General features: G+C 71.5%; 27 protein-coding genes. 14 read left to right on the top strand and 13 right to left on the bottom strand.

What is annotated here, in order from left to right; all coding sequences use genetic code 11:
- Window positions 1-192 precede the first annotated feature (192 nt).
- The 5 genes from sigE (at window position 193) to ACFYZE_RS11030 (ending at window position 5,358) form a co-directional block, all read left to right on the top strand.
- Window positions 193-894 carry an RNA polymerase sigma factor SigE gene (sigE, locus tag ACFYZE_RS11050; protein WP_388991057.1) on the top strand — a complete coding sequence of 234 codons (702 nt, stop codon included), beginning with the start codon at window positions 193-195 and terminating at the stop codon, window positions 892-894.
- Window positions 891-1,889, top strand: coding sequence for an anti-sigma factor family protein (locus tag ACFYZE_RS11045; protein WP_388991055.1), 999 nt, complete (start codon window positions 891-893; stop codon window positions 1,887-1,889). Before sigE ends, ACFYZE_RS11045 begins: the two co-directional genes overlap by 4 nt.
- Window positions 1,890-2,003: 114 nt before the next feature.
- A complete protein-coding gene (locus ACFYZE_RS11040) occupies window positions 2,004-3,812 on the top strand; it encodes a trypsin-like peptidase domain-containing protein (protein WP_388991053.1) in 1,809 nt (602 codons plus the stop codon).
- Window positions 3,813-4,010: 198 nt separating this feature from the next.
- Window positions 4,011-4,454: a sec-independent translocase gene (locus tag ACFYZE_RS11035; protein WP_388991051.1), complete on the top strand. Its 444-nt coding sequence runs from the start codon at window positions 4,011-4,013 to the stop codon at window positions 4,452-4,454.
- Window positions 4,455-4,698: 244 nt separating this feature from the next.
- Window positions 4,699-5,358, top strand: a complete 660-nt coding sequence (locus ACFYZE_RS11030) for a hypothetical protein (RefSeq protein ID WP_388991049.1) — start codon at window positions 4,699-4,701, stop codon at window positions 5,356-5,358.
- Between the two features lie 90 nt (window positions 5,359-5,448).
- On the opposite strand, the gene ACFYZE_RS11025 is transcribed toward ACFYZE_RS11030, so the two are convergent.
- The 3 genes from ACFYZE_RS11025 to ACFYZE_RS11015 are packed head-to-tail and all read right to left on the bottom strand — an operon-like array spanning window position 5,449 to window position 8,470.
- The gene (locus ACFYZE_RS11025; RefSeq protein WP_388991047.1) at window positions 5,449-6,582 is read right to left on the bottom strand and encodes an Mrp/NBP35 family ATP-binding protein; all 1,134 of its coding nucleotides are present in this window, start codon (window positions 6,580-6,582) and stop codon (window positions 5,449-5,451) included.
- 42 nt (window positions 6,583-6,624) lie between these two features.
- The gene (locus ACFYZE_RS11020; RefSeq protein WP_388991045.1) at window positions 6,625-7,200 is read right to left on the bottom strand and encodes a DUF1003 domain-containing protein; all 576 of its coding nucleotides are present in this window, start codon (window positions 7,198-7,200) and stop codon (window positions 6,625-6,627) included.
- On the bottom strand, window positions 7,190-8,470 hold the full coding sequence (locus ACFYZE_RS11015; RefSeq protein ID WP_388991043.1) for a magnesium transporter MgtE N-terminal domain-containing protein: 1,281 nt from the start codon (window positions 8,468-8,470) through the stop codon (window positions 7,190-7,192). The genes ACFYZE_RS11020 and ACFYZE_RS11015 overlap by 11 nt, the downstream gene beginning before the upstream one ends.
- Window positions 8,471-8,644: 174 nt before the next feature.
- Between ACFYZE_RS11015 and ACFYZE_RS11010 the strand changes: the two genes are divergently transcribed.
- Entirely contained in the window at window positions 8,645-9,400 is a 756-nt protein-coding gene (locus tag ACFYZE_RS11010) for a hypothetical protein (RefSeq protein WP_388991041.1), read from the top strand.
- A gap of 66 nt (window positions 9,401-9,466) precedes the next feature.
- Here the strand turns inward: ACFYZE_RS11010 and ACFYZE_RS11005 are convergent, their stop codons facing one another.
- Window positions 9,467-9,982: a hypothetical protein gene (locus ACFYZE_RS11005; protein ID WP_388991039.1), complete on the bottom strand. Its 516-nt coding sequence runs from the start codon at window positions 9,980-9,982 to the stop codon at window positions 9,467-9,469.
- 22 nt (window positions 9,983-10,004) lie between these two features.
- Window positions 10,005-11,117, bottom strand: a complete 1,113-nt coding sequence (locus ACFYZE_RS11000) for a magnesium and cobalt transport protein CorA (RefSeq protein ID WP_388991038.1) — start codon at window positions 11,115-11,117, stop codon at window positions 10,005-10,007.
- Between the two features lie 542 nt (window positions 11,118-11,659).
- Between ACFYZE_RS11000 and ACFYZE_RS10995 the strand changes: the two genes are divergently transcribed.
- Window positions 11,660-12,244, top strand: a complete 585-nt coding sequence (locus ACFYZE_RS10995; protein WP_388991036.1) for a suppressor of fused domain protein — start codon at window positions 11,660-11,662, stop codon at window positions 12,242-12,244.
- Window positions 12,245-12,286: 42 nt separating this feature from the next.
- Here ACFYZE_RS10995 and ACFYZE_RS10990 read toward each other — a convergent pair whose 3' ends face one another.
- Window positions 12,287-13,552, bottom strand: a complete 1,266-nt coding sequence (locus ACFYZE_RS10990; RefSeq protein ID WP_388991034.1) for an MFS transporter — start codon at window positions 13,550-13,552, stop codon at window positions 12,287-12,289.
- A gap of 174 nt (window positions 13,553-13,726) precedes the next feature.
- Here ACFYZE_RS10990 and ACFYZE_RS10985 point away from each other — a divergent pair, with 174 nt between their 5' ends.
- The 3 genes from ACFYZE_RS10985 (at window position 13,727) to ACFYZE_RS10975 (ending at window position 16,128) form a co-directional block, all read left to right on the top strand.
- A complete protein-coding gene (locus ACFYZE_RS10985) occupies window positions 13,727-14,368 on the top strand; it encodes a DUF6758 family protein (protein WP_388991033.1) in 642 nt (213 codons plus the stop codon).
- A 127-nt stretch (window positions 14,369-14,495) separates the two neighbouring features.
- Window positions 14,496-15,362, top strand: a complete 867-nt coding sequence (locus ACFYZE_RS10980; protein ID WP_388991031.1) for a PHP domain-containing protein — start codon at window positions 14,496-14,498, stop codon at window positions 15,360-15,362.
- Between the two features lie 160 nt (window positions 15,363-15,522).
- Window positions 15,523-16,128, top strand: coding sequence for a MarC family protein (locus tag ACFYZE_RS10975; RefSeq protein WP_388991029.1), 606 nt, complete (start codon window positions 15,523-15,525; stop codon window positions 16,126-16,128).
- 114 nt (window positions 16,129-16,242) lie between these two features.
- On the opposite strand, the gene ACFYZE_RS10970 is transcribed toward ACFYZE_RS10975, so the two are convergent.
- On the bottom strand, window positions 16,243-16,395 hold the full coding sequence (locus tag ACFYZE_RS10970; RefSeq protein ID WP_200419162.1) for a hypothetical protein: 153 nt from the start codon (window positions 16,393-16,395) through the stop codon (window positions 16,243-16,245).
- A gap of 248 nt (window positions 16,396-16,643) precedes the next feature.
- Between ACFYZE_RS10970 and ACFYZE_RS10965 the strand changes: the two genes are divergently transcribed.
- Complete coding sequence (locus tag ACFYZE_RS10965) at window positions 16,644-17,540, top strand: NYN domain-containing protein (RefSeq protein ID WP_388991027.1); 897 nt, start codon at window positions 16,644-16,646, stop codon at window positions 17,538-17,540.
- Between the two features lie 10 nt (window positions 17,541-17,550).
- Here ACFYZE_RS10965 and ACFYZE_RS10960 read toward each other — a convergent pair whose 3' ends face one another.
- Together ACFYZE_RS10960 and ACFYZE_RS10955 are read right to left on the bottom strand one after the other, a co-directional pair.
- Window positions 17,551-18,426 carry an alpha/beta fold hydrolase gene (locus ACFYZE_RS10960; protein WP_388991026.1) on the bottom strand — a complete coding sequence of 292 codons (876 nt, stop codon included), beginning with the start codon at window positions 18,424-18,426 and terminating at the stop codon, window positions 17,551-17,553.
- Window positions 18,427-18,525: 99 nt separating this feature from the next.
- Complete coding sequence (locus ACFYZE_RS10955; RefSeq protein ID WP_388991024.1) at window positions 18,526-20,877, bottom strand: DEAD/DEAH box helicase; 2,352 nt, start codon at window positions 20,875-20,877, stop codon at window positions 18,526-18,528.
- A 485-nt stretch (window positions 20,878-21,362) separates the two neighbouring features.
- Here ACFYZE_RS10955 and ACFYZE_RS10950 point away from each other — a divergent pair, with 485 nt between their 5' ends.
- Window positions 21,363-22,109, top strand: a complete 747-nt coding sequence (locus ACFYZE_RS10950; RefSeq protein ID WP_388991022.1) for a ferritin-like fold-containing protein — start codon at window positions 21,363-21,365, stop codon at window positions 22,107-22,109.
- Between the two features lie 178 nt (window positions 22,110-22,287).
- Here ACFYZE_RS10950 and ACFYZE_RS10945 read toward each other — a convergent pair whose 3' ends face one another.
- The 4 genes from ACFYZE_RS10945 to ACFYZE_RS10930 all read right to left on the bottom strand — a co-directional run bounded on the left by ACFYZE_RS10945 (window position 22,288) and on the right by ACFYZE_RS10930 (window position 24,302).
- Window positions 22,288-22,557: a hypothetical protein gene (locus ACFYZE_RS10945; protein ID WP_388991020.1), complete on the bottom strand. Its 270-nt coding sequence runs from the start codon at window positions 22,555-22,557 to the stop codon at window positions 22,288-22,290.
- Between the two features lie 199 nt (window positions 22,558-22,756).
- Window positions 22,757-22,984 carry a DUF3107 domain-containing protein gene (locus tag ACFYZE_RS10940; RefSeq protein ID WP_103843673.1) on the bottom strand — a complete coding sequence of 76 codons (228 nt, stop codon included), beginning with the start codon at window positions 22,982-22,984 and terminating at the stop codon, window positions 22,757-22,759.
- Between the two features lie 194 nt (window positions 22,985-23,178).
- Window positions 23,179-23,823: a TetR/AcrR family transcriptional regulator gene (locus ACFYZE_RS10935; RefSeq protein WP_388991018.1), complete on the bottom strand. Its 645-nt coding sequence runs from the start codon at window positions 23,821-23,823 to the stop codon at window positions 23,179-23,181.
- 257 nt (window positions 23,824-24,080) lie between these two features.
- A complete protein-coding gene (locus ACFYZE_RS10930) occupies window positions 24,081-24,302 on the bottom strand; it encodes a hypothetical protein (protein WP_388991016.1) in 222 nt (73 codons plus the stop codon).
- 247 nt (window positions 24,303-24,549) lie between these two features.
- On the opposite strand from ACFYZE_RS10930, the gene ACFYZE_RS10925 reads away from it, so the two are divergent.
- Complete coding sequence (locus tag ACFYZE_RS10925) at window positions 24,550-25,638, top strand: alpha/beta fold hydrolase (protein ID WP_388991014.1); 1,089 nt, start codon at window positions 24,550-24,552, stop codon at window positions 25,636-25,638.
- Between the two features lie 119 nt (window positions 25,639-25,757).
- Window positions 25,758-26,954: a DUF3152 domain-containing protein gene (locus ACFYZE_RS10920; protein ID WP_388991457.1), complete on the top strand. Its 1,197-nt coding sequence runs from the start codon at window positions 25,758-25,760 to the stop codon at window positions 26,952-26,954.
- The last annotated feature ends 3 nt before the right edge of the window (window positions 26,955-26,957 follow it).

Raw genomic sequence — 26,957 nt, 5'->3', positions numbered from 1 at the left:
GCGGGGAAGGACCGGGACAGACGCGTGGACGTGGGTGCCGAGCAAGTGCTGACGCAGCCGTACCAGCGGGCATCAAATTCTCGTAAAACCGCTTATCCGGAGCTAACGGTCGAGGTGGCTATGGTAGGGGCTCCACTGGACACCACCAGAGCCGACAGGGGAGGTGCGGCTGCACCTGCGGATCGGAGAGGGGTGCTACGGCTCCTTCTCGGGTCATCGGGTGAGCCGAAATCCGTGACCGACATCGCTGACAACCACCACGCCGCCGACACCGCGCAGATCGCGACCTTCGCCACCGACGCGGACGCGCAGGCGTGGACTCCGCCCACCTGGGAGGAGATCGTCAGCACTCACAGCGGCCGGGTCTACCGCCTGGCGTACCGCCTGACCGGAAACCAGCACGACGCCGAGGACCTGACCCAAGAGGTCTTCGTGCGGGTCTTCCGTTCCCTGTCGACGTACACGCCCGGCACGTTCGAGGGCTGGCTGCACCGCATCACCACGAACCTCTTCCTGGACATGGTCCGCCGCAAGCAGCGCATCCGCTTCGACGCGCTCGGCGATGACGCGGCGGAGCGCCTGGCGAGCCGTGAGCCGACGCCGCAGCAGGTCCTGCACGACGCGCACTTCGACGCGGACGTCCAGCAGGCGCTCGACACGCTCGCGCCCGAGTTCCGCGCGGCCGTCGTCCTGTGCGACATCGAAGGGCTGTCCTACGAGGAGATCGCCGCGACCCTGGGCGTCAAGCTCGGCACGGTGCGCTCCCGGATCCACCGCGGCCGCTCGCAGCTGCGCAAGGCGCTTGCCCACCGGGCGCCTCAGGCCCGCACGGCCGAGCGCCGCTCCTTCGTGCCCCGCGTGCCCGCGCTGGGGGGAGGGGGCGCGACCGCGTGAGTGGATCCCGTCGCCCCACACCGGCAGAGCAGCACCTGGGAGACCGCCTCTCCGCCCTGGTGGACGGAGAGCTCGGTCATGAGACGCGCGAGCGCGTGCTGGCCCATCTGGCCACGTGCGCGAAGTGCAAGGCCGAGGCCGACGCCCAGCGCCGGCTGAAGAACGTCTTCGCCGAGGCGGCCCCGCCGCCGCCCTCCGAGAGCTTCCTGGCCCGCCTCCAGGGTCTGGGCCTGCCCGCGGGAGGTGACATCGACGGCGGTGGCACGCCGCTCGGCGGGGGAGCACTCGGCAGAAGACTCCAGAGCGGCGCCGGACTGCCCGCGCGGCCCGGCGTCTTCGGAGTGAGGGGTGAGACCTTCGGCTACGTCCCGTCGGGCCCGCACGCCGCGGCGCTGTCGCCCTCCGACAGCCGTGCCCTCCCCGGGGACCGCGTCCTCCCGGAGGACGGCGGCTTCCGCATCCATCCCGTCGGCCGGCAGGAGAGCGAGCGGCCGGCGTCCCGCGGGCGGCGTTTCGCGTTCGTCGCCGCCGGCGCCGTCTCGCTGGCCGCGCTGGCGCTCGGCGGCGTGTCCGGCGTGGGCGGTGACACCGGCGTGGAGGCGCGCGGCGGGTCCGGGGCCGAGAGCAACGTGACCCCGATGCGCTCACCGGGTACGGGCGGTGTCACGTCGCCCGAGGCACAGCGGCGGCGATCCACCGGAGCACTGCTCGGGCAGCGCGCACTGGACCGGACGCCCGTCGCGCCCACGCAGTCCTCGGCGCCGCTGCTGCCCGGAGTGCCCGCTCCCGGCATCCAGGACGTCTCCGAGATCCGCGCGCTGACCGCTCCCGTGGTGGCCGGGGCGGCGGCGATGTCCCCGCTCATACGCCCGCTCACCGAGACCGGACCGTTCACCCTGCCGACCGCCCCTCGGCTGATGGCCCCCGGCCTGCTGGCCCGCCCGGTGCCGTCCACGTCCCACACGCCCTCGCCCTCCTCCAGCTCCGGCCACTGAGCGGCCGCGCGCCCGCGCGGGGAACCTGGTTGAATCCGTGGTGCCCGCGTCCGCGCAAGCTGACCGGGCGCGGAAACCGCGGCACCGGGTGCCGCCGGCGGGTGTGGGGAGATCATGAACGAGGGGAAGCCGGTCCCTGCGGCGGGACCGGAGCAGGGGGCGAGCGGGGCCGGAGCGGCGCACCACGCCGAGGGGCCGACGAACGGCGGTACGGCGCCGGGCGGAGAGTCCGGCGGCGACTTCGAACTGCCCGCCCCCGCCGGGGTACGCCCCCACGGTGAGACCGACGCCGAGGGCGACTTCGAGCTGGAGCGCCCGGTCGTGGCGGGGACCGGGGACGCGGGCCATGGCCTCGCGAACCCCGCGACGGCCGACGGGGACGGCGACTTCGAGCTGGAGCGCCCGGTGGCCGTGGGCACGGCGCAGGAAGGTTCTGCCGGGCACAGCGACCCTCGGCAGAGCGGTGACGCGCCCGACGCACTCGACGGTCGCCCCAGGGCCCTTCACGATCCCGACCCCTACAACACCCCGCCCTACGGCGAACCGGGCCCCTGGGCGCCCGCCCCACCGGTCCAGCACCCGGCGGCGGCGTCCCCGCACGGCGCCGCCCCACGGAGCACGCCCGCGCCCTCGGACGCGCCCGTGCCCGGCATGACCGCGATGCCGGCGCCGCCCGCCGCACCGGTGCCGGGCGGCTCCACCGACCCGAGCGGTGTCCCCTCGTCCCCTTCCCCCTGGCAGAACTACGACCCGTGGGCGCCCCGCGCCCCCTTCCAGCAGAACGGCGTCGCGCTGCCCGGCGCGGAGCAGCGGCGACGGAGCGGCCGGAAGACGCTCGTCCTCGCCGGCGTACTGATCGCGCTCCTGTCCGGAGGGGTCGGCGGTGTCGTCGGCACCGCGTGGGAGCGGGACGGTGGCATCGGGGAGGTGCGGCTGCCGCAGGCGGGGAAGGAGCCCGCGGGGCGCGCCCCGGACAGCGTCGCCGGGATCGCCGCACGGGCGCTGCCCAGCGTCGTCACCCTGCACGTCAAGGGCACCTCCGAGGAGGGCACCGGGACCGGATTCGTCCTTGACGGGCGCGGCCACATCCTCACCAACAACCATGTCGTCCAACCTGCGGCAGCCGGTGGCGAGATAACGGTGACGTTCAACGGTGGCCAGAGTGCCAAGGCCACCGTCGTGGGCCATGACACCGGCTACGACCTCGCGGTCGTCAGGGTCACCGGCGTCCGCGGCCTCACCCCCCTGCCCCTCGGCAACTCCGACAACGTCGAGGTCGGTGATCCGGTCGTCGCCATCGGCGCGCCCTTCGACCTCGCCGGGACCGTCACCTCCGGCATCATCAGCGCCAAGGAACGGCCCATCACCGCCGGTGGCCAGAAGGGCGACGGCAGCGACGTGTCGTACGTCGACGCCCTTCAGACCGACGCCCCGATCAACCCCGGCAACTCCGGCGGCCCCCTCCTCGACGGCAAGGGCCGTGTCGTCGGAATCAACTCCGCCATCCGTTCGGCCGGCAGCGGATCCGACCAGAGCGGCCAGGCGGGTTCCATCGGGCTCGGCTTCGCCATCCCCGTCAACCAGGCCAAGCGCGTCGCGGAGGAGCTGATCAACACCGGTAAGGCCACCCACCCGGTGATCGGCGTCACGCTCGACATGAACTACACGGGAGACGGCGCCCGGGTCGGTGCCAAGGGCGCCGGCGGAGGCCCCGCCGTCACCCGGGGCGGTGCGGGCGACAAGGCCGGCGTCAAGCCCGGCGACGTCATCACGGAGGTCGACGGCGTGCGTGTCCACTCCGGGGAGGAGCTGATCATCAGGACCCGTGCCCACCGCCCCGGCGACCGTCTGGAGCTGACCGTGGTCCGCGGCGGCGCCGAACGGAGGATCACGCTCGTCCTCGGCTCGGCGGACGGCAGCTGACGCGAACCCCACAATGACGGGACGAAACCCGCCCCACAAGGCAAACAACCCGGAAAACCCATCGTGTACACGCGGCGGGTGTGCCGGGACAGTACCGGTACGGCAGGAACGGCGGGTACCGTGGATCCGGCCCGGACCACGGAAGACCCGCACAGACCACCGAGGGCCGAGGACCGAGGACATCGCAAGGAGCTTCAGGTGTTCAATGACATAGGACCGCTCGAGCTGGTCACGATCGTGGTCATCGCCGTGCTCGTCTTCGGTCCGGACAAGCTCCCCAAGATGATCCAGGACGTCGCGCGGACCATCCGCAAGATCCGTGAGTTCTCGGAGAGCGCCAAGCAGGACATCCGCAACGAACTGGGTCCGGAGTTCAAGGACTTCGAGTTCGAGGACCTCAACCCCAAGACGTTCATCCGCAAGCAGCTGGACAACGACGACCTGGGGCTGAAGGAGATCCGCAACGGCTTCGACCTGAAGAAGGAGATGGCCGAGGTCACGGACGCGGTCCACGGCCGCGAGTCCGAGTCGTCCACCTCCTCGTCGGCGTCCTCCGGCCCCACCGGCACCGTCGACATGACGAAGAAGCCCACGAGCACCGACCCCGACGAGCGCCCGCCCTTCGACGCGGACGCCACCTGAGCCCCGCCGGCCACGCCCGGCCCGGCGCCCGGCGTGCCCGCCTGACGTGACGCAGGCCATACGCCCACCGGCGTGCGTACGGCCGTATTGCGCCGCGCGGAGGGTGGTAAGCGCCGGGCGTTTCCCTGCTGTTCGGAGCGCTGTGGCTATGCTGCCCAGTTGTTGTGCGGACCGTTTGTGAGCGAGGACGCCCGTGGGGGGCGGGCCGCTCGGGTCCGACGAGAGCGAGGAGGCGTCCGGGCAGATGGAGACGACGAGTCGGGTGGACGCGCAGGCGTCGGCCGCGGAGGGCGGACCACAGCTCCCCTCCGCCCGCCGCACGGTCGACGGCTATCTCCGGGCACCCTTCCCGTGGTACGGCCTCGACGAGGCGTTCACGGGGCCGCGCTGGCTGATGCAGGTGGGCACCGCGGCCGACGGGACCGTGGAACACGGGTCCATCGGACACGGGGACGAGCCGTCCGTGCGCAACGAGGCCACCGAGGACAAGGAACGGTTCGCGGTCGTGGTCACCGTCGCCGAGAACCCCGTACGGCGCAGCCCGGACGGCACCGGCGTGCTGGAGGCCACAACGGTCTCGTCCGCGGCGTGGCTGGCGGGCGTGGGGCTGCTGTCGTTCACCTGGCCGGGCCAGATGGACCACACCCTGCGTGACGACTGGCTCGACCAGCAGACCGAGACGGCGTGGGTTCTCGCGGACGACCTGGCCGGGCCCGCGTGGTCGACGCTGTCCCTGCCGGTGGACGGGGTGCCGACGCCGTTCCACTACCGGGAGTCCGAGTTCGGCTGGGTGCTCGCGGGGGCGACGGAGGCCGGGGTGCACCTCGGGGCGTACGGCAGAGGCATGAGCGCGTACGGTTTGGCCTTCGCCGTGATCAAGGACATCACCGCCTACGCCGCTTAGCGGATGTACGACGCCGCGGCGCTCGGCCGGGCGTACGACGAGGGGGCGCCGTCGGTGTGACGGCGCCCCCTCGTCGTACGAGCCCTGGGACTAGAACTTGTTCCTCGGCGTGATTCCCAGCGACATGCCCGCCAGGCCCCGCTGCCGTCCCCCGAGCTTGCCCGCGATCGCGCGCAGGGCCGAGCCCGCGGGGGAGTCCGGGTCCGTGAGGACCACCGGCTTGCCCTCGTCGCCGCCCTCGCGCAGGCGGACGTCGATGGGGATGCTGCCGAGGACCGGGACCGTCGCACCCGTGGTGCGGGTGAGGCCGTCGGCGACCAGCTGGCCGCCGCCCGTGCCGAAGACGTCGACCATCTCGCCGCAGTGCGGGCAGGGCAGGCCCGACATGTTCTCGACCACGCCCACGATCTTCTGATGCGTCTGCACGGCGATCGAGCCCGCCCGCTCGGCCACCTCGGCGGCCGCCTGCTGCGGGGTCGTCACGACCAGGATCTCGGCGTTCGGGACCAGCTGGGCCACGGAGATGGCGATGTCGCCGGTGCCGGGCGGCAGGTCGAGCAGCAGCACGTCCAGGTCGCCCCAGTACACGTCGGCGAGGAACTGCTGGAGCGCACGGTGCAGCATCGGGCCGCGCCAGACGACCGGGGCGTTGCCCGGGGTGAACATGCCGATCGAGATGACCTTCACGCCGTTCGCGGACGGCGGCATGATCATGTTCTCGACCTGGGTGGGTCGCCCGTCCGCGCCCAGCATGCGCGGCACGCTGTGGCCGTAGATGTCGGCGTCCACGACACCGACCTTCAGGCCGTCGGCGGCCATCGCCGCCGCCAGGTTCACCGTCACCGAGGACTTGCCGACACCGCCCTTGCCGGAGGCCACCGCGTACACCCGGGTGAGCGAGCCCGGCTTGGCGAAGGGGACCTCGCGCTCGGCCTGGCCGCCGCGCAGCGCGGTCGCCAGTTCGCGGCGCTGCTCGTCGCTCATCACGTCGAGCGTGACGTCGACGCGGGTGACGCCCTCGACGCGCGAGACGGCCTCGGTCACGCGCTGCGTGATCGTGTCGCGCATCGGGCAGCCGGAGACCGTCAGGTACACGGTGACCGCGACCGCTCCGTCCGCGCCGATCTCCACCGATTTGACCATCCCCAGCTCGGTGATGGGTCGATGGATCTCGGGGTCGTTCACCGTCGCCAGCGCTTCGCGCACCGCGTCATCCGTAGCCATAAGGAGATGGTACGGCGCGGCGCGGTGGCCGCGGTAAGCCCGTCAACGGTCTTCTACGTCACGTCCGCGCGCCCGCTCCGCCGGGAATACGACATGCCCGTCGGAGCGCCGCCGGTCCTCCAGTTCCTTCATGAGGTCCTGCAGTTCCGACCGTATCCAGTCACGGGTGGCGACCTCGCCGAGGCCCGAGCGCAGCGCGGCGATCTCGCGGGTCAGGTACTCGGTGTCCGCGATCGACCGCTCGTTCTGCTTGCGGTCCTGCTCCAGGTTCACCCGGTCGCGGTCGTCCTGGCGGTTCTGGGCGAGCAGGATCAGCGGGGCGGCGTAGGAGGCCTGCAGCGACAGCACCAGTGTCAGGAAGATGAACGGGTACGGGTCCCAGCGCAGGTGGACCGGGGCGATGATGTTCCAGCCCAGCCACACGATGATGACCCCTGTCATCCAGACGATGAACCGCCCGGTGCCGAGGAAGCGTGCGATGCGCTCGGACAGGCGCCCGAAGGCCTCCGGGTCCCATTCCGGCACCAGGCGGACGCGGCGTGGCTGCGGCTGGTCGAGCCGGAGGCGCCGGGTGGCGGCGGTAGCGCCGGAGGGGAGCTTCTCGCGGTCAGGCGTCATGGCTGACCCCCTCCTCGTCCAGGTGGAACTCCGTCTCGCGCCAGTCGTCGGGGAGCATGTGGTCCAGTACGTCGTCCACGGTCACCGCGCCGAGCAGTGAGCCGGACTCGTCGACGACGGGCGCAGCGACCATGTCGTAGGCCGCGAAGAACCCGGCCACCACGGGCAGCGGCGCGTCGGGGGCGAGCGACTGCAGGTCGTCGTCGACGAGCGAGCTGACCAGGGTGTACGGCGGGTCCCGCAGCAGCCGCTGGAAGTGCACGGTCCCCAGGTACTTGCCCGTGGGCGTCTCGTCCGGCGGACGGCAGACGTACACCTGCGCGGCGAGCGCGGGGGACAGGTCGGGATTGCGGACCCGGGCGAGCGCGTCGGCGACGGTGGCGTCGGGCCGCAGCACGATCGGCTCGGTGGTCATCAGGCCGCCCGCGGTCTTCTCCTCGTACGCCATCAGACGGCGCATGTCGGCCGCGTCGGCGGGCTGCATCAGGCTCAGCAGCCGCTCCTTCTCCTCCTCCGGCAGCTCGGCGAGCAGGTCGGCGGCGTCGTCCGGGTCCATCGCCTCGAGGACGTCCGCGGCGCGCTCCTCCTTCAGCTTGCCGAGGATCTCGATCTGGTCGTCCTCGGGGAGCTCTTCGAGCACATCGGCGAGCCGGTCGTCGTCCAGTGCGGCGGCGACCTCCGCGCGGCGCTTGGGGGACAGGTGGTGCAGGACGTTGGCGAGGTCGGCGGGCCTGAGCTGTTCGAAGGTGGCCAGCAGGCTCTCGGCGCCCTGCCCGTGCTCCTCCAGGGAGAAACCGGTGACCGCCGACCACTCCACCGTCAGCGTCTCGCCCTTGCTGCGCCGGAACGTGCTGCCCTTCCCCCTGCGCACGAAGACCCGGTCGATCTCCCAGTCGCGGCGGGCCGGCAGCTGCTGCACGGACAGGTCGAGGACGGTGACCTCCTCCCCCGTCTCGACGAGGGTGACGTGCCGGTCGAGCAGCTCCCCGAAGACGAGCCGCTCGGTGGGCCGCTGCTCGAAGCGGCGCACGTTGAGCACGCCGGTGGTGATGACCTGGCCCGACTCGATGCCGGTCACCCGGGTCATGGGCAGGAAGATACGGCGGCGGGTGGCGAGTTCGACGACCAGGCCCAGCAGCCGCGGGGGGCGCCGGCCCACCCGCAGCATGACGACCAGATCGCGCACGCGCCCCACCTGGTCGCCGGTGGGGTCGAAGACGGCGACTCCGGCCAGGTGTGAGACGAAGATCCGAGGGGCGCTCGCGGCCATGCCCGCGCCTCCTTTTCCTGCCGTTTCGTCCGCTCGCGTGGGCTTCAGGCTAGCCCGTCCCGGTGCGCGGCGCCCTTGCGGGGGATGCGGATGGACCGGCTCGGGAAGGCCTCCCGGGCACCGGTACTCTGCGGTACGCCGATGAGGACCCCCGTATGAGAGGCAGCCCCGCCTGTGACCATCATTCCCCCGGGCCGTAACCGCAGGGCCGCGCTGGTGCGCGCGATGTGCGCGCTGGTCGTGGCGGGGGCGGGGCTCGCGGGGTGCGGCAGCGGGGACCCGGACGCCGGGACCAACGGGGTCGGCAAACTGCCCGCCGACAAGATCCAGAGCCGGACGCGTACGGCGGCCGAGTCGGCGCAGTCGGTCCATCTGTCCGGCACCGTGGTCAGCAACGGTGGCACGTACACACTGGACATGCGGCTGAAGGGGGAGGGCGGCAGCGGGTCGGTCACCTCGAAGAACGGAACGTTCCGCCTGTTGCGGGTGGGCAAGCACCTGTTCCTGAAGGCCGACGCGGCGTTCTGGAACCAGCAGGACGGCTCGGGGGACGGCGGGGGCTCGGCGGCCGCGGCGGGCAAGCTGGACGGGAAGTACGTGAAGGTGCCCTCGGAGGACCCGGCCTACCAGCGCTTCAGCGGCTTCACCGACAAGGACGTCCTGCTGGACGGGCTCCTCACGCTGCACGGCGCGCTGGCGACGGACGGCCACCACGAGCAGAACGGCATCCGCACGATCCGCATCACCGGCGACAAGGGCGCCGGCGGCAGCCTGGACGTCTCCCTGGAGGGAAGCCCGTATCCCCTGCTCCTGGTCCGCGCCGGCAACGCGGGGACGCTCCGCCTGTCGGAGTGGGGCAAGGACTTCACCTTGGCGGAGCCACCGAAGGAGCAGACGGTGGACTACGGGAAGCAGCTGCCGTCGTCGTAGCCGCCTCGAGTGCGGCAGCCGGCCGGCTACGGCTGTGGGCAGCCGCCCCGCTGCCACTGGGGGCGGTCAGCCGTGGCGCTTGCGCCGCAGCAGCCGCGGCAGTGCCGCCGGGATCGGGCGGCGGGTCGTGGCCGAGGTCGGGACCGGACGCGCGGCCTGGGAGTCGGACGGCAGCGGCACCGTCGTCCCCCGCGGCTCGAGGCGGAGCACCCGGCACTCCCGGCGCCACCGCTCCGGCATCTCCTCCCCGTCGGGCGCGTTCAGCCGCTTGCCCTTCAGCTCGGCGACCGCGCCCTCCCACTCGGGCGAGCCCGGCGCCAACTCCACCACCCTCGCGGGCCAGGTGACGATCCGGCCGCCCTTGTCCTTGCTGCGCACCGTGACGACCGCGTCCCCGCCGTCGACCAGGCCGGGCAGCGGCTGCTCACCGGGTCCGTCGCCCACCACGCACGCCGCGCCCTCGTGCCACACGTGCCACAACGCACGCGCGGCCGCGGCCGGCGCCGCGCCCTGGACCCAGATCAGCCCCGACTTCTTCGTGGCCTCCTCGACCAGGGCCCGCTCGAGCAGCTCGCTTGTCATGCGCCCAGCCTAGTCCGACTGGTCACAGCCATCCGTTCCGCTTCAGCATGCGGTGGATGCCCACACAGATGCCCACCGTGATGCCCATGATCGCCGGGTAGCCGTACTTCCAGTGCAGCTCGGGCATGTACGTGAAGTTCATTCCGTACACCCCGCACACCATCGTCGGCACGGCGATGATCGCCGCCCACGCGGTGATCTTCCGCATGTCCTCGTTCTGTGCGACGGACGCCTGCGCCAGGTTGGCCTGGAGGATCGAGTTCAGCAGTTCGTCGAAGCCCAGCACCTGCTCGTTGACGCGGGCGAGGTGGTCGGCGACGTCGCGGAAGTACTTCTGGATGTCCGGGTCGATCAGCCGCATCGGACGCTCGCTCAGCAGCTGCATCGGCCGCAGCAGCGGCGCCACCGCCCGCTTGAACTCCAGGACCTCGCGCTTGAGTTGGTAGATACGGCCGGCGTCCGTGCCTCGCGGCGTGCCCTTGCGGCCCGGCGAGAACACCTCGGTCTCCACCTCGTCGATGTCGTCCTGCAGCGCGTCGGCCACCGCGATGTACCCGTCGACGACGTGGTCGGCGATCGCGTGCAGCACCGCCGAGGGGCCCTTGGAAAGCAGTTCGGGCTCGTCCTGCAGCCGGTGTCGCAGCGTCCTGAGCGAGCCCTTCCCGCCGTGCCGGACCGTGATGAAGAAGTCCCGCCCGGTGAAGCACATGACCTCACCGGTCTCGACGACCTCGCTGTTGGCGGTCAGCTGGTCGTGGTCGACGTAGTGGACGGTCTTGAAGACGGTGAAGAGGGAGTCGTCGTACCGCTCCAGCTTGGGCCGCTGGTGCGCCTGCACCGCGTCCTCGACGGCCAGCGGGTGCAGCCCGAACTCGCGGGCGATACCGGCGAATTCAGCCTCGGTCGGCTCGTGCAGCCCGATCCACACGAACCCTCCGTCGCGCCGCACCAGCCGCATCGCCTCGTGCGGGGAGAGCGGCGCTTGCGTCTGGACGCGGACGCCGTCGCGGTAGACGGCGCAGTCGACGACGGCGGACGGGGTCGCGGGGTCACGCGTGGTGTCGTACGCGCCGTTGTCCTTCCGCGAGGTGCGGGACGGGCGGACCACGGCGCGCAGGTCACGGATCATCGACATGGCAGGGCTCCTTCGCAACGAGCAGCGAAAGGCCACGAAAAACGGGTGGAACTACCCGGAATGGGGACGTCCTGGCTGCGGAGGTTTGGCACGTCCACAAAGCGGGGAGCACCGCACCGTCACGGTGGCGGGCTTCGCTGCTGATTCAGCTACTGACTGAGATCAGACAGATCAGGCAAAGCGAAACGAAGTGCTCTTCCGTGGCGACGCGAACGCAAGACGCGAGAGGTGACAGCCGACGGGAGTCAGAACAGCTGCGTCAGCGGCTGGAAGAGCGGGTGGTACTGCACGGTCGACTTCGATCCATAACAGCCCCACCTCCTCCGGCCGGTCCCTGGTGAGGGACGATCCATACCCTGATTAGAGGGTGCCCCCTTGGGGGAGTCTCATGGGTACCGGGCCCGACGGGGTTTCCCCAGTGCCTTGAGGGCCTGGGAGGTGCCCCTACCGCGTGCTGCCCGAAACCACCGGCCAAGAGTATCAGCCGACAGAAGTGTCAAGGCGCCGCTTTGCCCGGTGCTGACGAGTTCTATGCTCGCCGCATGGTTGATGTTCTTCCTCTGGTCGAGGCCCGGTTGCGCACCGCGCTGGGCGAACCGGACGCGCGCGCCGCGGTCACCTTCCTCGGCACGGACCGTATCGAGGTGCTCCGCTTCCACGAGGGGGACATCGTCCGCTACGCCACCCTCGGCATGTCCGCACAGCCCATGGCGGACCCCACCGCGATGCTCGCCGACCCCGTCAAGGGGCCCCGCGCCGAGCTGGTCCTCTCCGTGCGCGGCGGCCTCGCCGACACCGACAAGGTGCTCCGTCCGCTCGCCGTGCTCGCCGCGTCCCCGCAGGTCGAGGGCGTGGTCGTGGCGCCCGGCGCCTCGCTGGAGGTGGGTGAACCGCTCTGGCCCGGCGCCCCGTTCACCTCCGTGCTGGTGGCCGAGCCCGGCGGCCTGGTCGAGGACCTGGAACTCGACGAGCCGCTGGATGCCGTACGGTTCCTGCCGCTGCTGCCGATGACCCCGAACGAGGCCGCCTGGAAGCGGGTGCACGGTGCACAGGCCCTTCAGGAACGCTGGCTGACGAACGGGACGGACCTGAGGGATCCCTCCCGCAGGTCCGTCCGGCTGGACTGAGGCGAGGGGTGAGCAAGCTCACCAACGCCCTCCTGGAAACGGTCACTTGGCAAAGACCGTGACTCCGTCCTCGGTCGCGTGCCTCGGTTCCAGCTCCTCGGCCTCGTCGGTGAGGGCCTTGCGCCGCACAAGGACCACGACCGCTCCGAGGAGCGCCGTCAGCGCTCCCGCCACGAACGGCATGTGGATGTCGCTCCACTCCTCGATCTTCGGCGCGAGATAGGGCGCGGCAGCCGCCGCGAACCACCGCACGAAGTTGTAGCCCGCGCTCGCCACCGGACGCGGTGCGTCCGAGACGCCGAGGGCCAGCTCGGTGTAGACCGTGTTGTTCACGCCGATGAACGCGCCGGACAGGATCGTGCAGACGATCGCGGTGGTGTGATCGCCGTAGCCGAGCACGGCCACGTCCGCCGCGAGCAGCACCAGCGAGCCGCCGAGCACCTTCAGCGAGCCGAACCGCTCCTGCATGCGCGGCGCCACGATCACCGAGAAGACCGCAAGCAGCACACCCCAGGCGAAGAACACGGCACCCGATTTGTACGGGGTCATGTTCAGCACGAAGGGCGTGAAGGCCAGCACGGTGAAGAACGTGTAGTTGTAGAAGAACGCCGAGACCGCCGCGGAGGCGAGACCGCCGTGGCCGAGCGCCTTGATCGGGTCCAGCAGCGAGGTCTTCCGCACGGGCCTCGGCTGCTCCTTCAGGAACACCGTGATGCACAGGAAGCCGATCGCCATCAGCGTCGCCGTGCCGAAGAACGGGTAGCGCCAGCTGATGTTCCCGAGCAGCGCGCCCAGCAGCGGGCCGCAGGCCATGCCGAGGCCGAGCGCGGACTCGTACAGCAGGATGGCCGCGGCACTGCCCCCGGCCGCCGCGCCGACGATCACGGCGAGGGCCGTGGAGACGAAGAGCGCGTTGCCGAGGCCCCAGCCGGCCCGGAAGCCGACGAGCTGGCCGACCGAGCCCGAGGTGCCCGCCAGGCCCGCGAAGACCACGACGAAGGCGAGGCCGAGCAGCAGGGTCTTGCGGCCGCCGATGCGGCTGGAGACGAAGCCGGTGACCAGCATTGCTACGGCTGTGATCAGGAAGTACGAGGTGAACAGCAGCGAGACCTGGCTGGGTGTCGCCTGTAGGCCCTTCGCGATGGAGGGCAGGATCGGGTCGACCAGTCCGATGCCCATGAACGCGACGACGGACGCTCCGGCGGTCGCCCACACGGCCTTCGGCTGCCGCAGGATGCTGCCGGCTCCCGCGTCGAACGGGTCCACGTCGGCTGCTGTGGCGGGCTCTCCTTCTGTGGTGCTCTTCATGCGTCTCCTCGCAGAGTCGTGGAGTCGATAGTTGGTGTATACACATATTAAGTTAGGTGGGCTAATTAGTGCAAGCAGCATCTAGCTGGCGCAGGTGAAGTGGGCGTGAGGGGTACACGCCGGACGGGTGATCGTCCTTGACGCGACGCGGGACGGGGAGGACCGTGGGGGCCTATGAGGGGCGAACCCAGTTGCCCGAAGTGCGGTGGCCGGGTCAGGGCTCCCGGACTCTTTGCCGACTCCTGGCAGTGCGATGTGCACGGCACCGTGCATCCGCTGCAGCCCGTGATCCCGCCCAGCGTCGAGGCCCTCAGCGTCGTGGTGCACCGCGCCCGGGTGCCGGTGTGGATGCCGTGGCCGCTGCCGGTCGGCTGGCTCTTCACGGGTGTGGCCTACGCGGGTGACGACCGCAGCGGGGGCCGCGCCACTGCCGTGGCCTGCTCGGGTCCGGGGCCGCTCGGCGGCATGGGCGAGCTGATCCTGGTCGCGGAGGAACTGGGGGTCGGGCTCGGTGCGCGGTACGCGGGCATCGACGGGCCGGACCCGGGTCCGTACCTGAACGTGGAGAAGCCGCCTCAGGTCAAGGTGCTCGCCGTCGGCCGTCCCACGCCGCTGTGGCATGTCTCGGGCGTCCCCGGCGACCGCGCGGTCTTCGCGGGCGAGGCGCGCGGCCTGTGGTTGTGGGCGGTCGTCTGGCCGGAACAGTCGGGTCTGCTGATGTACGACGAGATGGTCCTGACGGATCTGCGGGACGCGGGGGCGGAAGTCGATCTCCTGCCCATCGGGGCGTTGTCGCCGCGCCTGCTCGAGCCGTGACACGAGCCACCGGAGCGTGCGGGACGCCGTAGGGGGCGCAGACGCTGTGCGGGTGTGACAGAGGGCCCGGAACTGCCGTTATCCTTGAGCGTCCCCTTCCGTCCCGTCACCGCCTGGAGTACGTGTCGTGCGCATCGACCTGCACACCCACTCCACCGCCTCCGACGGTACGGACACCCCGGCCGAGCTGGTGCGGAACGCCGCTGCCGCCGGACTGGACGTCGTCGCGCTCACCGACCACGACACCACTCGCGGCCACGCGGAGGCGATCGAGGCGCTGCCCGCGGGGCTCACCCTCGTCACCGGCGCCGAACTCTCGTGCCGGTACGACGGCATCAGCATGCACATGCTGGCCTACCTCTTCGACCCCGAGGAGCCCGACCTGCTCGCGGAGCGCGAGCTGGTGCGGGACGACCGCGTGCCGCGCGCCCACGCCATGATCGCCAAGCTGCGGGAGCTCGGTGTGCCGGTCACCTGGGAGCAGGTGGCCCGCATCGCCGGTGACGGCTCGGTCGGACGGCCGCACATCGCCTCCGCCCTGGTGGAACTCGGCGTCGTCGGCAGCGTCTCGGAAGCGTTCACGCCCGAGTGGCTGGCCGACGGCGGGCGCGCGTACGTGCAGAAGCACGAGACCGACCCCTTCGAGGCGATCCGGCTGGTCAAGGCCGCGGGCGGAGTGACCGTCTTCGCGCACCCGGCCGCCTCCAAGCGTGGACGGACCGTGCCGGAGTCCGCCATCGCGGACCTCGCCGCCGCCGGGCTCGACGGCATCGAGGTCGACCACATGGACCACGATCCGGCGACCCGGGCCCGGCTGCGCGGCCTCGCCGCCGAGCTGGGCCTGCTGGTCACCGGCTCCTCCGACTACCACGGCAGCCGCAAGACGTGCGTCCTCGGCGAGTACACCACCGACCCGGAGGTGTACGGGGAGATCATCCGGCGGGCCACCGGCGCGTTCCCCGTACCGGGCACCGGCGGACCCCGCAACGCCTGATCCCGCCGTACCTCCCCTCTTCCCCCTCCTTTGAAGGCACCCGGCAGCCCGCCGCCGTGTCCAGCCGTCGCACGCCTCCGCGCGGCGACGGCATCCGGCGGCCGCGGGACGCCCGCCGCCGCATGCTCGTTGCTCGTCCGTACCTCATCGCAAGGCACCCATGTTCGACGTCGCCGTTTTCGGCTCCCTGTTCCTGACCCTGTTCGTGATCATGGATCCCCCCGGGATCACCCCGATCTTCCTCGCGCTCACCGCCGGCCGCCCCGCCAAGGTGCAGAAGCGCATGGCCTTCCAGGCCGTCTGCGTGGCCGGCGGTGTCATCGCCGTGTTCGGTGTGCTCGGCCACCAGATCCTGAACTACCTGCATGTCTCCGTGCCCGCGCTGATGATCGCGGGCGGGCTGCTGCTCCTGCTGATCGCCCTCGACCTGCTGACCGGCAAGACGGACGAGCCGAAGCAGACCAAGGACGTCAATGTGGCCCTGGTGCCGCTCGGCATGCCGCTGCTGGCCGGACCGGGGGCGATCGTCTCCGTGATCCTCGCGGTGCAGAAGGCGGACAGCCTGAGCACCCAGGTGTCGGTGTGGACGGCGATCCTCGCGATCCACGTCGTGCTGTGGCTGGTCATGCGCTACTCACTGCTGATCATCCGGGTCATCAAGGACGGCGGGGTGGTCCTCGTGACCCGGCTCGCGGGCATGATGCTCTCCGCGATCGCCGTGCAGCAGATCATCAACGGTCTCACCCGGGTCATCCACGGAGCCTGACTGCCCGGGCCCGGCGCCGCAACGCGCGGAGCCCCGTACGGCACGATGCCGTACGGGGCTCCGAAGTCGTCCACGTGTATACGCAGGTCGTATACGCAGAGTGTGTCGGTGCCGTTACGAGGCGGTCGTCTCGGCCGGGCGGATCCACAGCCGTTGCCCGATGGCCGCGGCCTGCTGCACGATCTGGTTGACGGAGGCGGCGTCCACGACAGTGGTGTCCACGGGGGTACCGTCGACATCGTCGAGTCGCATGATTTCGAAGCGCATGGGCTTCTCCCTTCGTCTGGTCATCCTCCTGCGGAGAACTACTGGCGAGCGGAGCGCGGAGCGTCTGTGCCCCTCTCCTGTGTGTAGTCAACGGGATGCTTGTTACAAACATTCCCTATGCTAAGGAAATTTTTCGAGTCTCTAACTACTGACCGGTAATCGACCGAGTCGGCGGTGGGATTGCGTTCATAGCGCACTGAATGGGATCGGTTGTGTTCGTAGCGTGACCGCCGGGAGAATGGAGGCATATGAACGACGACCTGGCGGCGCTCGGCGCCCGCATCGACCGAACGAACGAGCTGCTCCAGCGCATGCTCGCCGAGGTGGCGAAGACGCCCTCGACTCATGCGATCTTCGTCGACGCCGGCTACCTGTACGCCGCCGCCGGACGGCTCGTCGCCGGCACCGAGGACCGCCGGGCCTTCGACCTCGACGCCGAGGGACTGATCGACGCCCTCATCGACAAGGCGCGCCAGGTCTTCGCGGACAGCCGGTTGCTGCGCGTGTACTGGTACGACGGCGCCAGACGCCGCATCCACACGGCCGAACAGCAGACCATCGCCGAACTCCCGGACGTGAAGGTACGGCTCGGCAATCTCAACGCCAACAACCAGCAGAAGGGCGTCGACTCCCTCATCCGGACCGACCTCGAGTCACTGGCCCGGCACCGTGCCATCAGCGACGCCGCGCTCATCGGCGGCGACGAGGACCTGGTGTCGGCGGTGGAGGCGGCGCAGGGATACGGGGCCCGGGTGCACCTGTGGGGCATCGAGGCGCCCGAGGGACGCAACCAGGCGGAACCGCTGCTCTGGGAGGTCGACAGCCAGCGCACCCTGGAACTCGACTTCTTCAAGCCGTATGTGAGCCGCCGCACGGCCGCGACCTACGAACCCTCCTCCACGGCCCGCCCCACTCGCGACGACGTCCGGTTCGTGGGCGCGCAGGTCGCCGCCAAGTGGCTCGCCGAGCGCGGCCGGGACTCGCTGGCGGACCTGCTGCCCGGCCACCCGTACCTGCCCGGCTCCATCGACCAGGACCTGCTCGTGGAGGCGGAGGGTCTGCTGCAGTACTCGCTGCGCGGCCAGGCGGACCTGCGCCGCGCCCTGCGGGACGGCTTCTGGGAGCACCTGCAGGCGCAGTACTAGGCGGGGAGTCTCAAGGTCGGACGAGCCGGTCCCAGAAGGCGGCGAGGGCGCGGGCCGTCCCCTCCGGCTGATCCGTGTTGGGGGAGTGCTCCGCGTGCGGGACGACGGTGCGGTGAGCGCCGAGGCGGTCCGCCATGTCGTCCAGCAGCGGGACGGGCCAGGTGTCGTCGCGGTCGCCGGACAGAACGTGCACGGGCAGGCCGACAGTGGCGAGTTCGGCCACGCGGTCGGGTTCCTCGCACAGCTGGCGTCCTGTGGCGAGGAGCTGGGCGGGGCTGTTGCGGAGCCAGCGGCGGCGCAGGTCCTCCCCGTCGGAGAGCCCCTCGTCGAGGTCTCCGGCGTCGACGTCCTCCGGCGGTTCGAAGGCCTGGATGGCGTCCCAGACCCCGGCCATGTCGAGGACGGCGAGGGCGTCGTGCAGCAGCTTGACGCGCTGCTGCTGGGGGAGGGAGATCTGGGCGGGGCCGGAGGCCATCAGGGTGAGCGAGAGGAACGGGGAGGGGTCGTTGAGGACGGCGGCCCGGGCGATCTGGCCGCCGAGAGAGTGCCCGAGCAGGTGCACCGGCGCCCCGACGGCGTGCGCCTGCGCGATCACGTCCCGTGCCAGCTCGGCCTGCGCGTACGGTGCCTCGTCGTCCTTCGGTCCGGGGGACTCGTACTGCCCTCGTCCGTCGACGGCGAGGGTCCGGTATCCGGCCGCCGCGAGAAGCGGCTGCAGGAGGAGGAAGTCCTCCTTGCTGCCGGTGAAACCGGGCAGGAGCAGGGCGGTGCCCTTCACCCGCGCCGTCCCCGCGTCGGCCTCGAGCACGGCGAACTCCCCCCGCTCGGTGGCGAGTCGGCGCGCACGGACGCCGGGGGGCGGGGTGAAGCTGGGGGGACGGCTCATGGGGGTGAGGGTACCGGGCGGAGAGAACGCCGATGGCCCGCCCCTGTGTGTGACAGGTGCGGGCCATCGATCAATCAGTGCCGTGGCCTACCGCGGGTGTCAGCCCTCCACGGGCTCCGCGACCTTGCGCGTACGCCGTCGCGGCTTGGCCTCCGCGGCGGCGTCCGCCTGCGCCGGGATCTCCGCCTCCGCCGCGACGGCCTTCCGCGTACGGCGCCGGGGCTTGGCCTCGGGCTCGTCGGCGGCCTGCGCGGGAATCGCGGCCTCGACGGCCTTGCGGGTACGGCGCCGGGGTGCGACCTCGGCGGCGGCCTCCGCACCGTCCACGGCAGCCTCCGGGGCGGCCTCGGCGGCCTTGCGGGTACGGCGGCGAGGCTTGGCCTCGACGGCTTCGACGGTGTCGACAGCCGCCTCGGCGGCCTTGCGGGTACGCCGCGGCTTGGCCGGAGCCTCTGCCTGTGCCGCCACGCCGTCCACCGTCTCGACGCCGGCTTCGGCGGTCTTGCGGGTGCGTCGACGCGGCTTGGCCGGAGCCTCTGCCTGTGCCGCCACGCCGTCCACCGTCTCGACGCCGGCTTCGGCGGCCTTGCGGGTGCGGCGGCGGGGCTTGGCCTCGGTGGCTTCGGCGGTGTCGACGGCTTCCGTGGCCTCGGTCGCGGTGTCGGTGGCCGGTGCCGCTTCGGCGGTCTTGCGGGTGCGTCGACGCGGCTTGGCCTCGGTGGCTTCGGCCTCGGTCGCGGTGTCGGTGGCCGGTGCCGCTTCGGCGGTCTTGCGGGTGCGCCGACGGGGCTTGGCCTCGGTGGCCTCCGCGGTGTCCACGGCGGTCTCGGCGGCAGCCGGGGGCGCCTCCGCAGCGGCGGTGGCCTCGGACGCGACCGGGGCGGGCTCGGCCGTCTTGCGGGTGCGGCGGCGGCGCGGCTTCGTCTCCGTGGCCTCGACCGTCTCCACGGCCGTCTCCGCAGCCTTCGTGAACTCCGGCGCGGCCGGCTCCGCGGTCACCGGAGCCGCTGCCGCAACCTCCACCGGCGCACCGCCGCGCATGCGGCGGCGACGGCGGGGGGTACGGCGGTCCGCCGACTCGGCCTCCTCCGTCGCGGCCGTGTTCGTCGCGGCCGTGTTCGTCGCGGCCGTGTCCGTGGTGGCCGACGGGTCCAGCGGCGTACCGCTCCGCGTACGGCGCCGACGGCGCGGCGTACGCGCCGGACGCTCGCCCTCCGCGGACCCGCCCGGGGAGCGACGGCCGCGCGAGCCCCGGCCGCCCGTCTCGCCGAGGTCCTCGAGCTGCTCCGCCGCGAGCCCGGCTCGGGTCCGCTCCGAGCGCGGCAGGACGCCCTTGGTGCCCTCGGGGATGCCGAGGTCGGAGAACAGGTGCGGGGAGCTCGAATACGTCTCCACCGGGTCGTTGAAGTCCAGCTCCAGCGCCTTGTTGATCAGCTGCCAGCGCGGGATGTCGTCCCAGTCGACGAAGGTGATCGCCGTACCCTTGGCGCCCGCGCGGCCCGTACGGCCGACCCGGTGCAGGTACGTCTTCTCGTCCTCGGGGGACTGGTAGTTGATGACGTGGGTCACGCCCTCGACGTCGATGCCGCGCGCGGCAACGTCGGTGCAGACGAGGACGTCCACCTTGCCGTTGCGGAAGGCACGCAGGGCCTGCTCGCGGGCGCCCTGGCCGAGGTCGCCGTGGACCGCGCCGGAGGCGAAGCCCCGGCGCTGCAGCTGCTCGGCGATGTCGGCGGCCGTGCGCTTCGTACGGCAGAAGATCATCGCCAGTCCGCGGCCCTCTGCCTGCAGAATGCGGGCGACCATCTCCGGCTTGTCCAAGGAGTGCGCGCGATAGACGAACTGCTTGATGTTCGCGACCGTCGCGCCCTCGTCGTCCGGCGCGGTGGCACGGATGTGCGTGGGCCGGGACATGTAGCGACGCGCCAGGCCGATGACCGCGCCCGGCATGGTGGCCGAGAACAGCATGGTCTGCCGCTTGGCCGGCAGCATGTCGATGATCTTCTCGACGTCGGGCAGGAAGCCGAGGTCGAGCATCTCGTCGGCCTCGTCGAGCACCAGGCACTTGACGTGCTTCAGGTTCAGCTTCTTCTGCCCGGCGAGGTCGAGGAGCCGTCCGGGCGTGCCGACGACCACGTCGACGCCCTTCTTCAGGGCCTCCACCTGGGGCTCGTAGGCACGGCCGCCGTAGATCGCGGCGACCCGTACGTTCCGCACCTTGCCCGCGGTCAGCAGGTCGTTGGTCACCTGAGTGCACAGCTCGCGCGTGGGGACCACGACGAGCGCCTGCGGCGCGTCGGTGAGTGCCTCGGGCTTCGCGCGGCCCGCCTCCACGTCGGCGGGGACGGTGACGCGCTCGAGGAGCGGGAGTCCGAAGCCCAGCGTCTTACCGGTACCGGTCTTGGCCTGACCGATGACGTCGGTGCCGGAGAGGGCTACGGGGAGCGTCATCTCCTGGATGGGGAAGGGATTGATGATGCCGACGGCTTCCAGGGCCTCGGCCGTCTCGGGAAGGATTCCGAGTTCTCGAAAAGTCGTAGTCAGGGTGCTGCCTCTTCTGTGTGGGCGGCGCGAGGCGAGCGCGGGGGTCGTGACCGTGCCGGATGACGTCGGCCTGCTTGGGGACGGGCCTGTGGCACGGGACCACGCCGACGCTCCAGCGCTCGTACCGCTGAGGGTCCCTCCGTACGCGTACGCAAGGTGCCGTACGCCCGAGGAGGGCTGTCGGGTCGGAGCCGATCGGGCCACCGACCGGGCATCCTCATACATGCGGCCCGTCGAGATACGTCGTCCTCATAGACGTACGCACTCAGCAGGCGCATTACCACCATACCCCGGAATCGCGCACTCGCGGTGGCCGAATCGGTCACGTAGCCGTCGTCACACTGATTGACCAGGGACTTCCAGGCGGCGGTGAGCGGGCTATTGTGCGCTTCATGACGACGCCTGACAACGCTCCCGACAGCCACGAAGCCCCCGCCGGACCCACCGGAGTGGCCGCCCAGGACTGGGCGACCGCCTCCGCCGACCCGCAGTACCGTGCCGCGATCGTGGACCTGCTGGGCGCGCTCGCGTACGGGGAGCTGGCGGCGTTCGAACGGCTCGCGGAGGACGCGAAGCTCGCGCCGACGCTGACGGACAAGGCGGAGCTGGCGAAGATGGCGTCCGCCGAGTTCCACCACTTCGAGCGGATCCGGGACCGGCTGAAGGAGATCGGGGCCGAGCCCACGGAGGCGATGGAGCCGTTCGTGGCGGCGTACGACAGCTTCCACCGGCAGACGGCGCCCTCCGACTGGCTGGAGGGGCTCGTCAAGGCGTATGTGGGCGACTCGATCGCGAGCGACTTCTACCGTGAGGTCGCGGCCCGCCTGGACACCGACACGCGTGAACTCGTCCTGGCCGTCCTCGACGACACCGGGCACGCCGGTTTCGCGGTGGAGAAGGTGCGCGCCGCGATCGACGCGGAGCCGCGCGTCGGCGGCCGGCTCGCCCTGTGGGCGCGGCGGCTGATGGGTGAGGCGCTGTCGCAGTCCCAGCGGGTGGTGGCCGACCGGGACGCGCTGTCCACCATGCTGGTGGGCGGTGTGGCGGACGGCTTCGACCTCGCGGAGGTCGGCAGGATGTTCTCCCGGATCACTGAGGCCCACACGAAGCGCATGGCCGCGCTGGGACTGGCTGCCTGAAGCCGCCTGGCGCCGGCCGCCGGGGGTGCGCCGGGCCGGGGATGCCGTCCGTCCGGCCGTCACCGTACGGTTCGGGCGGCGGTCGGCCGTACGGCGCGCGCCACGCGCGTCTCACCACAGGTGTCCCGGCCGTCGCCGTCTGCGGCGGCCGGCTTCGGGTCGGCCCCGGCGGCGGCCCTCAGGCCGTCGCCGAGCGGCGGCGAAATCTTTCCGCGGGCCTCAGCAGCAGGGACAGCGACGCCGCCGCGACCACCAGCGCCCCGGCCAGGATCACCAGGAGACCCGAGGGACCCAGCGCGCTGTGGGTGAGGAACGCCCCGAAGAGCGACCCCGCCGCACCCGTCGACAGCACCAGGGCACGGCTGGGCAGCCGATGCGGCAGCCGGCGTGCGGCCACCCACGCCAGGGCGAGCCCGAGGACGGCGGAGCCGAGTGCTTCCAAGAACATGACGAGGTTCCCTCCCGCACGGCTGCTGCCTGGGCAAATCGGTCGTAGCCGGTATTACCCGCGGCGCGCGGAACACAATCATCCCCTGTGGGGCGGATGTGCTCCGTCTGTGTGTTCCCCGAGCGACATGATCCCCGAACGGCGCAAGGGGCCCGGCGGTACACCGACCGCCGGGCCCCTTGTGCTGCTCCGTCCGGAACTACAGCGCGCCGAAACCCACCTTGCGCGGGGTGGGCTCGCCGATCTCCACGTAGGCGAGACGCTCGGTCGGGACGAGGACCTTGCGGCCGTGCTCGTCCACCAGGGACAGCAGCTGCGACTTGCCGGCCAGCGCCTCGGACACGACGCGCTCGACCTCCTCGGCACTCTGCCCGCTCTCCAGAACGATCTCGCGGGGCGCGTGCTGCACGCCGATCTTGACCTCCACGGCTTTGTCCCTCCGACGGTCAGTGATGTGCGCGGCCGTCCGCGCCGTACCAGCACACATTAGCCCGGTGAGGGGACGTACACGCTCCGCTCCGGCACGCCAGGAGCGAACACCCGCCGGGAACAAAACAGCCGTACGGCCGCGCCCGGTGGTGTCCGGACGGGGCCGTACGGCGTCGATCGGTACCCGAGAGGTCAGTGGTGCTGTTCGCTCCCGTGCAGCGGGAAGCCCGCGATGCCCCGCCACGCCAGCGAGGTCAGCAGCTGCACCGCCTGGTCGCGCGGCACGCTGCGGTCGCTGTGCAGCCAGGAGCGCGCCACCACCTGGGCCAGGCCGCCGAGCCCCGAGGCCAGCAGCATCGACTCGGCCCGCGACAGACCGGTGTCCTCGGCGATCACGTCGCAGATCGCCTCCGCGCATTCGTGCGTGACCTTGTCGACGCGCTCGCGCACGGCCGGCTCGTTCGTCAGGTCGGACTCGAACACCAGACGGAACGCACCGCCGTCGTCCTCCACGTACGCGAAGTACGCGTCCATCGTGGCCCGCACGCGCTGCTTGTTGTCGGTCGTCGACGCCAGCGCGTTCCGCACGGCCTGCAGCAGGGCCTCGCAGTGCTGGTCCAGCAGGGCCAGATAGAGGTCGAGCTTGCCCGGGAAGTGCTGGTAGAGCACCGGCTTGCTGACGCCGGCGCGGTCGGCGATGTCGTCCATCGCGGCCGCGTGGTAGCCCTGCGCCACGAAGACTTCCTGCGCGGCGCCCAGCAGCTGGTTCCGTCGGGCACGGCGCGGCAGGCGCGTGCCTCGCGGGCGTGCCGCCTCTGTCTGCTCGATGGCTGTCACGCCGCCTCCCAAAATCGTCCACATGCGGTGTGCGCCGCGCCGCCATCGTACTTTTCGGTAACCCTGCTGTGCGCGGTGCGAACGCAGAATTTCACGGACCGGACGGTGGCGAAAGCCGTGCGGAACGCGCCATTTCCGGGCAGGGCGGGCGAACGGACGCCCCGGCACCGCATGGCGCGCGGTCGATCACGGCATGCACTCGTTCTGTTACCAGACGTGGTCGTCCTGCCTCACCGATCTGGCGACCCTCCGGGCGCTCACCGGTAGTCGTCCTCGTCGAGGGCGACGATGCGCGCCTGCTCCGCGAGGTCCGCCTCGTTGGCGCGCAGGATGTCGTCCTCGGACAGGGTCTCGTCCCGCTCGGGGGCCAGTTCGGCGTGCTGTTCGGCGGCGTCGTTCTCCGGGGCCTCCACGTCGAGTTCGGCGGCGTCGTTCGCCTCGTCCTCGAACGTGTCGGGATCAGTGGGGTCTACGGCCATGATGGGCTCCCTTCCTAGAACTCCTGGAACTCCTGGAACGTCCCTGAAGAGGCGGTGTCCATGTGCGGGTGCCCTGCTACGAGCCTAGGAGACACAGGATCCGGACGCTATGTGTGGTGTCAGGCTCCCGCGTGGTGCAGGGAACGCTTCCGGACGGGTGTCGCCCCACCCGATTCGACGGGCGGACCGCAGCCGTTGTGACAGCGAACACACGAACCACTGCGTGATCGTCTCGTAACATTGCCGCATGTCTTCGACCGAGTTGCCGTCCGTCGCGGCCGCCAATGTCCTCCCGAAGGTGGCACCCGTCAGGGTCGAGGAAGGCGAGCGGCTCAGGTCGGTGGCGCTGCCGGGGATCACGCTGACGGTGCGGTCGAGACCACCGCGGCACGAGGGGCTGCCGCCCGCGCTGTACGTCCACGGGCTCGGGGGTTCCTCCCAGAACTGGTCGGCGCTGATGGCGCTGCTCGACGGGCACGTCGACGGTGAGGCCGTCGATCTGCCGGGCTTCGGCGACTCGCCGCCGCCGGACGACGGCAACTACTCCGTCACCGGGCACGCGCGCGCGGTCATCCGCTATCTCGACGCGGCCGGACGCGGTCCTGTGCACCTGCTCGGCAACTCGATGGGCGGAGCCGTCGCCACACGCGTGGCGGCCGTCCGCCCCGATCTCGTGCGCACGCTCACGCTCGTCTCGCCCGCGCTCCCCGAGATCCTCATCCAGCGGGGCGCCGTCCCGACGGGCCTGCTCGCGCTGCCCGGGGTCGCCGCCCTGTTCACCCGGTACACCAAGGAGTGGACGGCCGAACAGCGCGTCCGCGGGGTCATGGCGCTGTGCTACGGCGACCCCGGACGGGTCACGCCGGAGGGCTTCCGCAACGCGGTCGAGGAGATGGAGCGGCGGCTGAGGCTGCCCTACTTCTGGGACGCGATGGCGCGTTCGGCACGCGGGATCGTGAACGCCTACACGCTGGGCGGACAGCACGGGCTGTGGCGCCAGGCGGAGCGGGTCCTCGCCCCGACGCTGCTCATCTACGGCGGCCGGGACCAGCTGGTGTCGTTCCGCATGGCCCAGCGCGCGGCCCGGGCCTTCCGCGACTCCCGCCTGCTGACCCTGCCCGAGGCCGGGCATGTCGCGATGATGGAATACCCGGACGTGGTGGCCGCGGCGTTCCGCGAACTCGTTGCGGACGCGGGCGAGTCGGGCGCGGGCTCGGCGAGCGGCGGTTCGGCGGCGACGGGCGGGACCTCCACCGGGACCTCCACCCAGGACACCGGGACCTCCCTGCAGGACGCGGCGAGGGACGACACCGGCACGGCGGACACGAGGAGCTGAGACGCGGCGTGGGACGACACAGCCGCAAGGGGCGGGGCGACGGCACGAGCGGTGACACGGAGGTGGGGCCGGGCATATCCGCGGCGGAGGGTTCGCCACGGGGCGCGGCGGTCGGCGGCATGCGTCGTACGGCCGACAGGACGCCGGCGCGAGGCGTTCCGGGGTTCGCCGACGGCACCCCCGCCCATGGCGTGCCCCGCCTTCCCGACGACGCCCCTCAGGCCCGCGGCGGTCATCCCGAGCATCGCGAAGGCGGCGGTGCCTGGGGAGACTTCGGTGCTGGTGCGGCCCGGGACGTGCCGCGCCAAGGTGCCGTGCCCCGTATCCCGCGGCAGCGGTCGCAGCCCGGCCCCCGTCAGGAGTACCTCGACGCGTTCGACGAGGACGAGGGCGAGGACGTCTTCACGCCGCGCCGCACCGCTCGCGCCCCGCACGCGCCCCTGGCCGACGAACGCCACCCCGGCGCGCAGACCCAGGAGGCCGCGTCGCCCACCGGGGCCGGTGAGTCCGCATCCGGCAGGGACGGCAGGGGACGCTCGTACGCCGGGATCGTGGCCGCCGCCGTGACCACCGTGCTCGCGGTCGTCGTCGCCGGTCAGTTCCTCGCCGGACAGCACCGCGCCGCCGCACCGTCCCGGGCGGCCACCGACCAGGCCCGCGAGACCTCCGGCCCGGTCGCCGGCCCCACCGCCCCCGTCTCGCCCGGCGCCGTGCCGCTGACGTACGAGCAGGCGATGGACAGGACGTACCCGCTCAGCGCCACGCTGAAGGGACCCGGCACGTTCACAGCGGTCCCCGGCACCGCCAAGGCACCCGGCACCGGGCGGAAGTACACCTATCGCGTCGACATCGAGAAGGGCCTGGGCCTGGACGGCGAACTCTTCGCCCAGGCCGTGCAGAAGACCCTCAACGACGAGCGCAGCTGGGCGCACAACGGCGCCCGCACCTTCGAGCGCATCCACTCCGGCAAGCCGGACTTCGTGATCACGCTGGCCAGCCCCGGCACCACCGCCGCCTGGTGCGCGAAGTCGGGCCTCGACACCACGGAGGACAACGTCTCCTGCGACTCCGCCTCCACCGAACGCGTGATGATCAACGCCTACCGCTGGGCGCAGGGCTCGACGACGTACGGTGACGAAATTCACGCCTACCGTCAGATGCTGATCAACCACGAGGTCGGCCACCGCCTCGGCTACGGCCATGTGACCTGCGACAAGAACGGCGAGCTCGCCCCGGTCATGCAGCAGCAGACCAAGTTCCTCGACCACGACGGAATCCACTGCCGTCCCAACCCCTGGCCGTACCCCGGGAGTTGACGG

Origin of the sequence: Streptomyces sp. NPDC001796 (assembly GCF_042892355.1) — a bacterium.
Taxonomy (GTDB): domain Bacteria; phylum Actinomycetota; class Actinomycetes; order Streptomycetales; family Streptomycetaceae; genus Streptomyces.
Note: the sequence above shows the minus strand (reverse complement) of the source record. Positions and strands in the feature narration are given on the sequence as shown.